The following is a 12643-nucleotide window of genomic DNA, read 5'->3' on the forward strand; positions in this document are numbered from 1 at the left end:
CGCAGAGGAGGCGGCATGAGCATGGAAGGTGGATGCACCTGCAGAAACGTCCGCTACCGCCTGACCGGCAGGCCGCTGATCGTGCACGCCTGCCACTGCACCTGGTGCCAGCGCGAGACCGGCACCGTGCACGCGCTCAACGCGTTGTACGAGGCCGAGCGGGTCGAGCATATCGCGGCCGAGCCCGAGATCGTCGACACGCCCTCGGCGAGCGGCAAGGGACAGAAGATCGCGCGTTGCTCCATCTGCAAGGTCGCGGTGTGGAGCAACTATCCGGGCGCGGGACCGGCGGTACGCTTCGTCCGCGTCGGCACGCTGGATGATCCGAGCCAGTGCCCGCCGGATGCTCACATCTTCACCTCGTCGAAGCAGCCCTGGGTGACGTTCCCGCCGGGCGCGAAAGTGTTCGCCGAGTATTACGATCGGAAAGAGGTCTGGCCGAAAGAGGCGCAGGAGCGGTGGCGCGTCTTGCGGGAGAGGACGGGGAAGAAGTGAAGTGCGACACTCCCTCCACCGTCGTCCCTGCGAAAGCAGGGACCCATAACCACAGTCGGCAATTGGTTGAACGAGATGTGGCCCCAGCGTCGACAGACAATGAACAACGATGGTTATGGGTCCCGGCCTTCGCCGGGACGACAGCGAGGGCTAATTCACCTGCCGGTCCTTGCCCGCCCAATACGGTTCACGCAGGCTCCGCCGCAAAATCTTGCCCGACGGGTTGCGCGGCAGCGCCGGGATGAAGTCGACCGATTTCGGTGTCTTATAGCCGGCGATCCGCTCGCGCGTGAAGTTGATGATGTCGGCCGCGGTCGCGGCTTTTCCCGGCTTCATCACCACCACCGCCTTCACCGCCTCGCCCCATTTGTCGTCGGGGATGCCGATCACGGCGGCTTCCGCCACGTCCGGATGGTCGCACAGCGCGCTCTCGACCTCGGCCGGATAGATGTTCTCGCCGCCGGAGATGATCATGTCCTTGATGCGGTCGTGGATGTAGAGATAGCCGTCCTTGTCCATGTAGCCGGCGTCGCCGGTGCGCAGCCAGCCGTCGCTGTCGATGGTGCGCGCGGTGGCCTCGGGCAGATTCCAGTAGCCGGCCATGTTGGAGCCGGAGCGGGTGGCGATTTCGCCGACTTCGCCCGGCGGCAGCGGCTTGCCGTCCGGATCGAGAATCGCAAGCTCGATGCCGGGCAACGCCTTGCCGGCGGAGCGCATGCGGTCGAGCCCTTCGATATGGTCTTCCGGCGGCAGCGCGACGATGGTGCCGGTGGTCTCGGTCATGCCGTACATCTGCACGAAGCCGCATTTGAAGACCTCGATGCACTCCTTCAGCAGCGCCGCCGGAATCGGTGAGGCGCCATAGAGCATGTATTTCAGGCGGGAGAAGTCGACCTGCCGCGCGCGCGGCTGCCGCACCACGAACTGCATCGCCGCCGGCACCATGAACAGCTTTGTGATGCCGGACTGCTCGAAGAAGTCGAGCACCTTGGTCGGGTCGAACTCGCGCGCGATTACACCGCGGGCGCCGTGATAGAGGCCCATCACGCCCCAGCCGGAGCCGCCGATGTGGAAGATCGGCATCGCGACCAGCGAGACGTCGTCGGTGGTCCAGCGGTTCCACTCCGGCTTCTCGGCCTCGTTGCCGCTTTGCACGAGGTTGAGGAAATTGGCGTGTGACAGCATCGCGCCTTTCGGCTTGCCCGTCGTGCCCGAGGTGTAGAGCTGGATCGCGATGTCCTTCGGCTCGATCGCAATGCGCGGGTCGTCGCCGCCCTGCGCATCGCGCCAGGCGACGAAGTCGGGCCATTCCGGCGCGCCGCCCTCGGTCGTGATGATGGTGCGAACGCTCGGCAGCTTGTCGCGGATGTTGCGCGCCTGCGTGATGAATTCGGGGCCGACGAACAGGACGGGGGCATTGCAGTCGTCGACGATGAAGGCGACTTCGGGGCCTGCAAGGCGCCAGTTCACCGGCGCCATCACCACACCGGCCTTCATCGCGCCCATCAACAGCTCGAAATAGAAGTCACTGTTCTTGCCGAGATAGGCAATGCGCTCACCCTTCTCGACGCCCATCGCGATCAGCGCGTTGGCGACGCGGTTGGTCTTGATGTCGAACCCGGCGAAGCTGGTTTGCCGTCCCTCGAATTCATAGGCCAGCGCGTCGCCGCGGCTCTTGGCGCGCTCGCGCACCATGTCGGCAAGATTGGTTAGTTTCTGCGCGTCGGACATGTTCCCCCGTGACGTCTTGTTTTGGTTGCACGGAGTGTGGCGGCATCGCGCGGGAAAAACAATACGGAGGAATTGGCCGCGCTGTTTCAACATCGTCGTCCCGGCGAAGGCCGGGACCCATAACCACGAATCTGTATGTGGCGCGACGCTGGAGCCACAGCGAGCTCGACAACGCGCAGCGGTGGTTATGGGCCCTGCTTTCGCAGGGACGACAGTAGTGATTGAGGAGCAAGCGCGGGCCTCAGCCCCGCGCCGCGCGATCCTTCTCGTTCTGCGCCTTGATCGACTCGCGCGCCTTGGTCCAGTCGTCGTCGCTCCAGTCGCGGAGCTGATAGAAATTACCGCCCATCGCGAGCGCCTGCGCGCCGTCCATGGCGATGGTCTCGCCGTTGATCCAGTCGCAGCCGCCGGAGATCAGGAACACCGCGAGGTTCTGCAATTCCTCCATGGTGCCGACGCGGCCCATCGGGTTCATCGCCTTGGTGCGCGCACCGGCCTCGTCGCCGGGCTTGATGCGCTTGCTCATGCCCTCGGTCGGGATCTCGCCGGGCGCGATGGTGTTGAGGCGGATGCCGTGACGGCCCCATTCGATCGCAAGCGACATGGTCATGGCGTGGATCGCCGACTTGCTCATGGCCGACGGCACCACATAGGGCGAGCCGTTGCGCACCCAGGTCACGGTGATCGACACCACGTTGCCGCGATGGCCGCCGGCGATCCAGCGCCGGCCCACCGCGTGCGTCACGTAGAAGGTGCCGTGCATCACGATATTGGCGACCGCATCGAAGCCGCGCGGCGACAATTCTTCCGAGCGCGAGATGAAATTGCCGGCGGCGTTGTTGATGAGATCGGTGAGGGGGCCGCTGGTGGTCCAGATCGCCTCGATCATCTCGTCGACCGCCATGGCGTTGCGGATATCGACGCCGTGGCTGACCACGCGCCCGCCATGCTCGGCCATCAGCTCGGTGGCGGTTTCGTCGCACACGCTCTTGCGGCGGCCGCAGATATGCACCTCGGCCCCGAGCTGCAGGAACCGCGAGGCCATGGCCTTGCCGAGGCCGGTGCCACCACCGGTTACCAGTATGCGCCGCCCGGCAAGAAGCTGATCAGAGAACATCGTTTCCTCCACGGGGGTTGTCAGTTAATTGGTCGATTGACTAAAAGCGGACAACGGCCTTTCTGTAAAGCGCCAACAAGGAACAGCGGAGGAGATTTCAATGGAAGATCGCGTTTCGATATCGATTTCGGACGGTATCGCCGATGTCCGCCTGGTGCGGGCGGACAAGATGAACGCGCTCGACGCCGCGATGTTCGAGGCATTGGTGGCCGCAACCGACCGGCTTTCCAGGGAAAAAGCCGTTCGGGTGGTGGTGCTGTCCGGCGAGGGCCGGGCGTTCTGCGCCGGGCTCGACATGGGCCGTTTCGCCGCCATGAAGGATGGCGGTAACGGAGTGCCGGGCGGCGAGAAGCGCGATCTCACCGTCCGCACCCACGGCAAGGCCAATTTCCCGCAGCAGGCGGTCTGGGGCTGGCGCCAGCTTCCGGTGCCCGTGATCGCAGCGGTTCACGGTGTCGCGTTCGGCGGCGGCTTCCAGCTCGCGCTCGGCGCCGACATGCGCTTCCTCTCGCAGGATGCACGGATGTCGATCATGGAAATCAAATGGGGTCTTGTGCCCGACATGGCGGGCACGCCGATTCTGGCGAGCCTCGTGCGCGACGACATCCTGCGCGAGCTCACCTATACCGGCCGCATCTTCTCGGCGCAGGAGGCCCAAAGTTACGGCCTTGCCACCCGCGTCTGCGACGATCCGCGCGCCGCGGCGCTCGAGGTCGCGCGCGAAATCGCCGGCAAGAGCCCGGATGCGATCCGTGCCGCCAAGCGCATGCTCAACAATCTGTCGGTCGACCCGGCGGCCGCGCTGCTCGCGGAATCGGTCGAGCAGCAGAAATTGCTCGGCAGCCCGAACCAGACCGAATCCGTGCGCGCCAATCTGGAGAAGCGCGCGCCAAGGTTTGTGGATGCGGGGTAACGACCGCAGTCATTCCGCAGCGGTGCGCAGCATCGAACCATGGTGCGCAATTGCGCACCGGAGAATCTCGAGATTCCGCGTTCGCGCTCTGCGCGCCCCGGAATGACATTTAACCCGACGAAAGATCGGACAACGACAATGGAAACGTCCCAGCCCTTCCTCGGCATCGTCAGCGGCGGTCGCCGGCGCGATCACGCTGCAGTGGCCGAGCGCGCCGACCGTATTGCCAGCGGCCTCAACGAGCTCGGCGTCAAGCCGGGCGACAGCGTCTGCATGCTGATGCGCAACGACATCGCCTTCATCGAGGCTGCCTATGCCGCGATGCGGCTCGGCGCCTATGGCGTGCCGATCAACTGGCACTTCAAGCCGGAGGAGATCAACTACGTGCTGACGGATTCCGGCACGCGCGTCCTGATCGGTCATGCCGACATGCTGCATCCGCTGCGCGGCGCGATCCCGCCCGGCGTCATCGTGCTCAGCGTGCCGACGCCACCGGAAATCCTCGCCAACTACAAGATCAATCCCGATCATCTGGCGACACCGGATTTCGCGATCGATTTCGAAGCCTGGCTGGCGCAGTTCCCGCGCTATGACGGCCCGGTGGTGCCGCAGCCGCAGAACATGATCTACACCTCGGGCACCACAGGCCATCCCAAGGGCGTGCGCCGCTTCGCGCCGACGCCGGAGCAGACCGCCAATGCGGAAGCAATGCGCGCGATGATCTACGGCCTGAAGCCCGGTGCACGCGCGATCCTGCCCGGACCGCTCTACCATTCCGCGCCGAATTCCTTCGGCTTGCGCTCGGGCAAGCTCGGCGGCGCGCTGGTGCTGATGCCGCGCTTCGACGCGGAGGAGTTTCTGCAGTTGATCGCGCGCGAGCGGATCGACACCATCTTCATGGTGCCCACGATGTTCATCCGCCTGATGAAGCTGCCCGAGGAGGTGCGCCGCAAGTACGACATGTCATCGCTGCGTCACATCATCCATGCCGCCGCGCCCTGTCCGCCCGACGTCAAGCGCGCCATGATCGAATGGTGGGGGCCGGTGATCTATGAATTCTATGGCTCGACCGAGTCAGGCGCGGTGACCTTCGCCAATTCCGAGGACGCGCTGAAGAAGCCCGGCACGGTCGGAAAGATCTCGCCCGGTGCCGAGCTGTGCTTCATCGGCGACGACGGCAAGGAGGTGCCGCAGGGCCAGATCGGCGAGATCTATTCGCGGATCAAGGGCAATCCCGATTTCACCTATCACAACAAGGCCGAGAAGCGCGCCGAGATCGACCGGCAGGGATTCATCACCTCGGGCGACGTCGGCTATATCGATGCCGACGGCTACGTCTTCATCTGCGATCGCAAGCGCGACATGGTGATCTCGGGCGGCGTCAACATCTATCCGGCCGAGATCGAGGCGGTGCTGCATGCCGTCACCGGCGTGCACGACTGTGCGGTGTTCGGCATTCCCGATGCCGAGTTCGGCGAGGCGCTGATGGCGGTGGTCGAGCCGCAGCCCGGCGTCGCGCTCGACATCGCCTCCGTCCGCGCCCAGCTGAAGACCGCGCTCGCCGATTACAAGGTGCCCAAGCACATCGAGATCCAGACCAGCCTGCCGCGCGAGGATTCCGGAAAAATCTTCAAGCGCCGGCTGCGCGATCCCTATTGGGAGCGAGCGGGGCGGAGGATCTAGCGCCACAAAACTCGCCGTCGTCCACGGGCAAGCCAACGGGTCGGCGCGAAGCGCCGCCCGATGACAGGCTCCGCGCGACCCGGGACCCATAACCACCAATCTCCGTGTTGCGCGCTGCAGTAGCCCCAGCTTGCTTCGACCGCAGCCGCCGGTGGTTATGGGTCGGCTTTCGCCGGGACGGCGTTGGTGAGTGTGCACCGCCACCAAGTTCATCTTGCGCTGCGGCAAAAAAAGCGCACACTCGGGAGGAGCCGGGCAGGCTCCGGAGTAGCCGAGCCATGTCTCCCCAGGTAATGCCTCCCCAGACCATGCCGTCCGAGACCGAAATCCGCGCCAAGCGTGCCGCAGAGGCCAGCCTTCTGGAAGCGACTGCGCAGGAGGAGGATGCGCGGCTCCGGAACGACATCCGCCTTTTGGGGCGCGTCCTCGGCGACACCGTGCGCGACCAGGAAGGGGCCGATGTATTCGACCTAGTCGAGCGCATCCGCCAGACCTCGGTTCGCTTCCATCGCGACGAGGACAAGCTGGCGCGACGGGAACTGGAGAGCATCCTCGACGGCATGTCGATTGCCGAGACGCTGCAGATCGTCCGCGCCTTCAGCTATTTCTCCCATCTCGCCAACATCGCCGAGGACCAGAACAACATCCGCCAGATGCGCAGCCGCGGGCCGAGCGGGGCGCCGCGGCCGAGCACGCTGGAACAGACGCTGGTGCATGCCCGCCAGGCCGGCATCAGCCCGGCCGATTTGCGCAGCTTCTTCCGGAGCGCGCTCGTCAGCCCGGTATTAACCGCGCATCCGACCGAGGTCCGCCGCAAGAGCACGATGGATCGCGAGATGGAGATCGCGGATCTGCTCGACCGCCGCGAGCGGCTGCAGATGACGCCGGACGAAAGCGAGGCCAGCGACGAGCAGCTTCGCCGCGCCGTGGTGACGCTGTGGCAGACCAATCTGCTGCGCCGGACCAAATTGACCGTCCTCGACGAGGTCGCCAACGGCCTGTCGTTCTACGACTACACCTTCCTGCAGGAGGTGCCGCGGCTGCATTGCGCGCTGGAGGATCGCCTGAACAAGGAGGGTGGCGAGGCCGGCGAACTCGCTTCCTTCCTCAGGATGGGAAGCTGGATCGGCGGCGATCGCGACGGCAATCCCTTCGTCACCGCGGAGGTGATGCGCGGCACGCTGCGCCTGCAGTCGAGCCAGGCGCTCAACTTCTACCTCGAGGAGCTGCATGCGCTTGGCGCCGAATTGTCGCTGGCGGCGCATCTCGCCGACGTCTCGGACGAGCTGCGGAGCCTCGCCGGGCGTTCGCCCGACACCTCACCGCATCGCAGCGGCGAGCCGTATCGTCTGGCCGTATCGGGCATCTATGCGAGACTTGCGGCGACAGCCTCCCGGCTCGAGGTCGAGACCACGCGGCCGCCGGTCGGCAAGGCCGAGCCCTATGCGCGCGCCAGGGAATTCCAGGCCGATCTCGACGTGCTCAACCGCTCGCTGATTGCGAACAATTCCAGCGTGATCGCGCGCGGCCGGCTGCGGCTGTTGCGGCGGGCGGTGGATTGCTTCGGCTTCCATCTGGCGCGACTCGACATCCGCCAGAACTCGGCGGTGCACGAGCGCACCATCGCCGAACTGTTCGACACCGCCAATCCGGGGATGTCCTATCTGGCGCTCGGCGAGGACGCCCGCGTCAGCCTGCTGCTGGGCGAGCTGCGCAATGCACGGCCGATGGCCTCGCCCTTCGTGAAATATTCCGAGGAGACCCAGAGCGAGCTCGCCGTGTTCCGAGCCGCGGCCGAGGCGCATGCCAGGTTCGGGCCGGAGGTGATCTCCCAATGCATCATCTCGATGTGCCAGGGCATGTCCGACATGCTCGAGGTCGCGGTGCTGCTGAAGGAGGTCGGGCTCGTCAATCCGTCCGGCCGCAGCGCCGTCAACATCGTGCCGCTGTTCGAAACCATCGAGGATCTGCAGGCCTCCAGCGGCATCATGGACCGCATGCTGGTGCTGCACGATTATCGCAAGCTGGTCGACAGTCTCGGTAGCGTGCAGGAGGTGATGCTCGGCTATTCCGACAGCAACAAGGATGGCGGCTTCGTCACCTCGGGTTGGGAGCTCTACAAGGCAGAGATCGGCCTCGTCGAGGTGTTCGAGCGCCACGGCGTGCGGCTGCGCCTGTTCCACGGCCGCGGCGGTTCGGTCGGCCGCGGCGGCGGCCCGAGCTATGACGCGATCATCGCGCAGCCCGGCGGCGCGGTGAACGGCCAGATCCGCATCACGGAGCAGGGCGAGATCATCTCGTCGAAATATTCCAATGCCGAGGTCGGCCGCAGCAATCTGGAGATCCTCGCGGCTGCAACGCTGGAAACCAGCCTGCTGCAGCCTCGGCAGAGCGCGCCGCGCCCCGAATATCTCAAGGCGATGGAGGAGATTTCCGCGCTCGCCTTCAAGGCCTATCGCGGCCTCGTCTATGAGACCGAAGGCTTCGCCGATTATTTCTGGGGCTCGACCGTCATCAACGAGATCGCGACGCTGAACATCGGCAGCCGCCCGGCCTCGCGCAAGAAGACCCGCGAGATCGAGGACCTGCGCGCCATTCCGTGGGTGTTCTCCTGGGCGCAATGCCGGCTGATGCTGCCGGGATGGTATGGTTTCGGCAGCGCGGTCGAGAGCTGGATATCAGAGCATCCGGAGCAGGGCATGGCGTTCCTGCAGGAGCTCTATCGGGAATGGCCGTTCTTCCGCACGCTGCTCTCCAACATGGATATGGTGCTGGCGAAGAGCTCGATCGCGATCGCCTCGCGCTATGCCGAGCTGGTGCCTGACGTCGCGTTGCGCGAGAAGATTTTCGGCCAGATCCGCCGCGAATGGCACCTGTCGATCGAGACGCTGCTCGACATCATGGGGCATGACCGGCTCCTGCAGGGCAACCCGCTGCTGGAGCGCGGCATCCGCAACCGCTTCCCGTACATGGATCCGCTCAATCACGTGCAGGTCGAGCTGTTGAAGGAGTATCGCGCGCAGAACCCGGACGAGCAGGTGCTGCGCGGGATTCAGATCACGATCAACGGGATCTCGGCGGGGTTGCGGAATAGCGGCTAGCCACAGTGTCGTCCCGGCGAACGCCGGGACCCATAACCACGACCGGAGTGTCGTGAACGATGTGGGCCCCAGCTTTCTTCAACAACCAACTACAGTGGTAATGGGTCCCGGCCTTCGCCGGGACGACGGTTAGATCAACAGTTGTGCGCGCCCTTCGTCTCGACATAGACCGCGTAGAGCGACTGGCTTGCCGTCATGAACAGGCGGTTGCGCTTCTTGCCGCCGAAGGTGAGGTTGGCGCAGGTCTCCGGCAGCAGGATCTGGCCGATCCGCTGGCCGTCGGGCGCAAACACTTGCACGCCGTCGTAGCCCGGTCCGACCCAGCCGGCGCCGACCCAGATATTGCCGTCGACGTCGACACGCAGGCCGTCCGGGAAGCCTGACTTGCCGTCCAGCGTCATGTCGATCAGCGTGCGCGGGTTGGAGAGCTTGTCGCCGTTGAGGTCGTACTGCCAGACGATGTTCTTGGCATTCGGATAGTGCGTGATGCCGGTGTCGCAGACATAGACCTTCTTGTAGTCGTGGCTGAAGGCGATGCCGTTCGGCTTGAACGGCTCGTCGGCAACCTTGGTGATCTGACCGGTCGCAGCATCGATGCGATACACGGCTTCCTTCTGGTAGGGCTGCTTCGATCCCGTGTTGGCCAGTTGGCCCTCATAGATCGAGATCGCGCCATAGCCGGGATCGGTGAACCAGATCGACTTGTCGTTGGGATGCACGACCATGTCGTTCGGCCCGTTGAGCTGCCTGCCATTGGCCTGCTCCGCCAAGGGCGTGACGGTTCCGTCGTGCTCGTAGCGCACCAGCCGGGTGCGCTCGGCGGTGATCTGGCGACCCTCGAAATCGAAGGTCGAGCCGTTGGCCTCGTTCGACGGCTTGTGGAATTGCTCGGAGATGTGGCCGTCATCGTCGAGATAGCGCAACTGGCGGTTGGCCGGGATATCGCTCCAGACCAGATACTGGCCCTGCGCGTTCCAGGCCGGGCCCTCCGCCCACAGGCAGCCGGTGTAGAGCCGCTTGATCGCGGTGTTGCCGACCTTGGCCTTGAAGCGCTTGTCGTCGATCACGACGACGTCTGGATCGGGATAGCGCTGCGGCTCCGCGTTGGGGCCGAAGTCGCGCGCTGCGGCATCGGATGCGGCCATCGCGGTTGCAGCAAGCGCGGTTGCGCCGCGCAAGATTGTCCGACGGTCGAACGCCTTCGCACCGTCGCCCTCGTGTTTCTGAATGTTGCTTGGATTTGTCACGAAAGTCCTCCCAGGCTTTTTTGTTATCGGGAGGACGATCATACCCCCGCAATTCTGGCACAATGCGGGCACGCCATGATGAAACAACCAAAGAGTGTGTCGCCCCCGCCTAGCGCGCGATTGCGCGCGGAGTTCGCCGAGGCGACGATTTCATAAAACTGTCCAGATCGGATCGGAGGATCAGATCAAGTTCAGATCGGATCCCAGGTGAAGACGTCGGCCGAGCGGTCGAGCTTGGCGAACGATCCCTTCAGCGCCGGCATGCCGTGTTCGGCAATGGTCTCGGGCGTCCAGCCTTCGCCGCGATGAACCGAGCGCACCGGACGATGCTGGCCGAACAGGAAGATTTCGTTCATGCGCACGCCGAAGATCTGTCCGGTGACGTCCTTGGCCGCGTCCGAGAGCAGATAGGCGCAGACCGGCGCGATCTTCTCCGGGCCCATCTGCTTGATCTTCTCGACGCGCGCCTTCTCGGCGTCGGTCTCGGTCGGGATGGTGCCGATCATGCGGGTCCAGGCGAACGGCGACACGCAGTTCGAGCGCACGTTGAAGCGGCCCATGTCGAGCGCAATCGATTTCGACAGGCCGACGATGCCGAGCTTGGCGGCGGCGTAGTTGGCCTGGCCGTAATTGCCGATCAGGCCGGAGGTCGAGGTGAAGTGCACGAAGGAGCCCGACTCCTGCTCGCGATAGATCCGCGCCGCGGCGTGGCTGACATAGAACGAGCCCATCAGATGCACCTTGATGACGGCCTCGAACGCTTCCACGCTCATCTTGTGGAAGATCATGTCGCGCAGGATGCCGGCATTGTTGACGACGCCGTCGAGCCGGCCGAAATGATCGGTCGCGGTCTTCACGATCTTGCTGGCGGGAATGGCTTCCGCCACCGACTCGAAATTGGCGACCGCGGTGCCGCCGCGCTTCTTGATCTCCTCGACCACCTCCTCGGCGGGCGCGGCACTCGTGCCGGCGCCATCGGCGGCGCCGCCGGGATCGTTGACCACGACCTTGGCGCCCTCCGCCGCGCAGAGCAGCGCGATCTCGCGCCCGATGCCGCGGCCCGCGCCGGTGACGATGATGACCTTATCCTGCAGTGATTTTGCCATGTCGGTTCTCCTGGTTTGCTCTCCGTCATTCCGGGATGGTGCGAAGCACCAGACCCGGAATCTCGAGGTTCCGGGCTCGCGCTTCGCGCGCCCCGGAACGACGGAGTTGTTACTTCTCGTTCGTAAAGATGATCGTGCCACTTGCGGCGAACATGCCGCCGACGCCGTGGCAGACCGAGATCTTTGCGTTCGGCACCTGCGCCGGCGCGATACCGCGCATCTGCCGCACGCTCTCCTGCAGCGCGTACATGCCGTACATGCCGGAGTGCATGTAGCTGAGGCCGCCGCCATTGGTGTTGAGCGGCAGCTTGCCGCCGGGGCGGGTGTTGCCGTCGGCGATGAACTTGCCGGTCTCCTCATACGGCATGAAGCCGAGGTCGCCGAGGCCGTAGAGCGGCAGATGCGCGAATGCATCGTAGATCATCAGATGATCGACGTCCTTGTGGGTGATGCCGGCCTCCTTGAAGGCCAGCGGCCCTGCCACTTTGAAGGCGCGCGATGAGTCGAACGTCTTCATTTGGCTGACCATCGGCGTTTCCACGCTCTCGCCGGTGCCGAGGATGTAGACCGGCTTGTTCGGGAAATCCTTGGCGCGGTCGGCCGAGGTGAGGATCAGCGCGCCGCCGCCGTCGGTGACGAGGCAGCATTGCAGCAGCCGGAACGGATAGGCGATCATCCGCGAGTTCAGTACGTCGGCGACGGTGATCGGGTCCTTCATGGTCGCGCGCGGGTTCTTCCCCGCCCATTCGCGCTGCACCACCGCGACCATCGCGAGCTGCTCATGCGTGATGCCGTGGGTCTTCATGAACCGCAGCACGGGAATCGGAAACATGCTCGGCGGCCCGTAGACGCCGAACGGCGCCTCGAACTGGCCGTTGAGGCTGTCGGCCGGCGTGAAGCGCGGCTGCTTGCCGATCATCGACTTGCCGCTTTCGGCATGCGTGATCAGAACGGTCTTGCACAGGCCGGCCTCGATCGCCGCAGCGGCGTGGCGAACATGCAGCATGAAGGAGCAGCCGCCGACCGAGGTGCCGTCGACCCAGGTCGGCGTGATGCCGAGATAGTGCGCCATCTGCTGCGGGGTCTCGACCGCAGTAGCGAAGCCGTCGATGTCGCACAGCTTCAGGCCGGCGTCCGCGATCGCATTCAGCGCCGCGTCCGCGTGCAGCTGGATCTGCGAAATGTTCGGGATGACGCCGAGTTCGGTGGTTTCGGCCGCACCGACGACGGCAACCTGGTTCCTGCGCATC

9 protein-coding genes are annotated in these 12643 nt (G+C 64.9%); 4 read left to right on the forward strand and 5 right to left on the reverse strand.

Translation table 11 applies throughout. From position 1 onward, the window contains the following. The first annotated feature begins 15 nt into the window (after positions 1-15). Entirely contained in the window at positions 16-495 is a 480-nt protein-coding gene (locus ACVMDN_RS09410) for a GFA family protein (RefSeq protein WP_076827205.1), read from the forward strand. A gap of 150 nt (positions 496-645) precedes the next feature. On the opposite strand, the gene ACVMDN_RS09415 is transcribed toward ACVMDN_RS09410, so the two are convergent. After that, positions 646-2226 carry a fatty acid--CoA ligase gene (locus ACVMDN_RS09415; protein ID WP_456835293.1) on the reverse strand — a complete coding sequence of 527 codons (1581 nt, stop codon included), beginning with the start codon at positions 2224-2226 and terminating at the stop codon, positions 646-648. Positions 2227-2467: 241 nt separating this feature from the next. Continuing rightward, positions 2468-3343: an SDR family oxidoreductase gene (locus ACVMDN_RS09420; RefSeq protein ID WP_057015759.1), complete on the reverse strand. Its 876-nt coding sequence runs from the start codon at positions 3341-3343 to the stop codon at positions 2468-2470. A gap of 100 nt (positions 3344-3443) precedes the next feature. Between ACVMDN_RS09420 and ACVMDN_RS09425 the strand changes: the two genes are divergently transcribed. The 3 genes from ACVMDN_RS09425 to ppc all read left to right on the forward strand — a co-directional run bounded on the left by ACVMDN_RS09425 (position 3444) and on the right by ppc (position 9040). Then, the gene (locus ACVMDN_RS09425; RefSeq protein WP_076832960.1) at positions 3444-4256 is read left to right on the forward strand and encodes a crotonase/enoyl-CoA hydratase family protein; all 813 of its coding nucleotides are present in this window, start codon (positions 3444-3446) and stop codon (positions 4254-4256) included. 138 nt (positions 4257-4394) lie between these two features. Next, positions 4395-5939: an acyl-CoA synthetase gene (locus ACVMDN_RS09430; protein WP_076832964.1), complete on the forward strand. Its 1545-nt coding sequence runs from the start codon at positions 4395-4397 to the stop codon at positions 5937-5939. Positions 5940-6232: 293 nt separating this feature from the next. Next, on the forward strand, positions 6233-9040 hold the full coding sequence (gene ppc, locus ACVMDN_RS09435) for a phosphoenolpyruvate carboxylase (protein ID WP_076832967.1): 2808 nt from the start codon (positions 6233-6235) through the stop codon (positions 9038-9040). A gap of 134 nt (positions 9041-9174) precedes the next feature. Here ppc and ACVMDN_RS09440 read toward each other — a convergent pair whose 3' ends face one another. The 3 genes from ACVMDN_RS09440 to ACVMDN_RS09450 form a co-directional block, all read right to left on the reverse strand. Continuing rightward, the gene (locus ACVMDN_RS09440; protein WP_143271172.1) at positions 9175-10287 is read right to left on the reverse strand and encodes an SMP-30/gluconolactonase/LRE family protein; all 1113 of its coding nucleotides are present in this window, start codon (positions 10285-10287) and stop codon (positions 9175-9177) included. A gap of 191 nt (positions 10288-10478) precedes the next feature. Continuing rightward, positions 10479-11393, reverse strand: a complete 915-nt coding sequence (locus tag ACVMDN_RS09445) for an SDR family oxidoreductase (protein WP_018270553.1) — start codon at positions 11391-11393, stop codon at positions 10479-10481. Between the two features lie 109 nt (positions 11394-11502). After that, positions 11503-12642 carry a thiolase C-terminal domain-containing protein gene (locus ACVMDN_RS09450; protein WP_076833558.1) on the reverse strand — a complete coding sequence of 380 codons (1140 nt, stop codon included), beginning with the start codon at positions 12640-12642 and terminating at the stop codon, positions 11503-11505. Between the last annotated feature and the right edge of the window lies 1 nt (position 12643).

It is taken from the genome of Bradyrhizobium sp. USDA 4510, from assembly GCF_054059095.1.

What these genes read in the sequence shown, in the direction of transcription:
- ACVMDN_RS09410 (WP_076827205.1), top strand. Translation starts at nt 16, where the DNA reads ATGAGCATGGAAGGTGGATGCACCTGCAGAAACGTCCGCTACCGCCTG.
- ACVMDN_RS09415 (WP_456835293.1), bottom strand. Translation starts at nt 2,226, where the DNA reads ATGTCCGACGCGCAGAAACTAACCAATCTTGCCGACATGGTGCGCGAG.
- ACVMDN_RS09420 (WP_057015759.1), bottom strand. Translation starts at nt 3,343, where the DNA reads ATGTTCTCTGATCAGCTTCTTGCCGGGCGGCGCATACTGGTAACCGGT.
- ACVMDN_RS09425 (WP_076832960.1), top strand. Translation starts at nt 3,444, where the DNA reads ATGGAAGATCGCGTTTCGATATCGATTTCGGACGGTATCGCCGATGTC.
- ACVMDN_RS09430 (WP_076832964.1), top strand. Translation starts at nt 4,395, where the DNA reads ATGGAAACGTCCCAGCCCTTCCTCGGCATCGTCAGCGGCGGTCGCCGG.
- ppc (WP_076832967.1), top strand. Translation starts at nt 6,233, where the DNA reads ATGCCTCCCCAGACCATGCCGTCCGAGACCGAAATCCGCGCCAAGCGT.
- ACVMDN_RS09445 (WP_018270553.1), bottom strand. Translation starts at nt 11,393, where the DNA reads ATGGCAAAATCACTGCAGGATAAGGTCATCATCGTCACCGGCGCGGGC.
- ACVMDN_RS09450 (WP_076833558.1), bottom strand. Translation starts at nt 12,642, where the DNA reads ATGCGCAGGAACCAGGTTGCCGTCGTCGGTGCGGCCGAAACCACCGAA.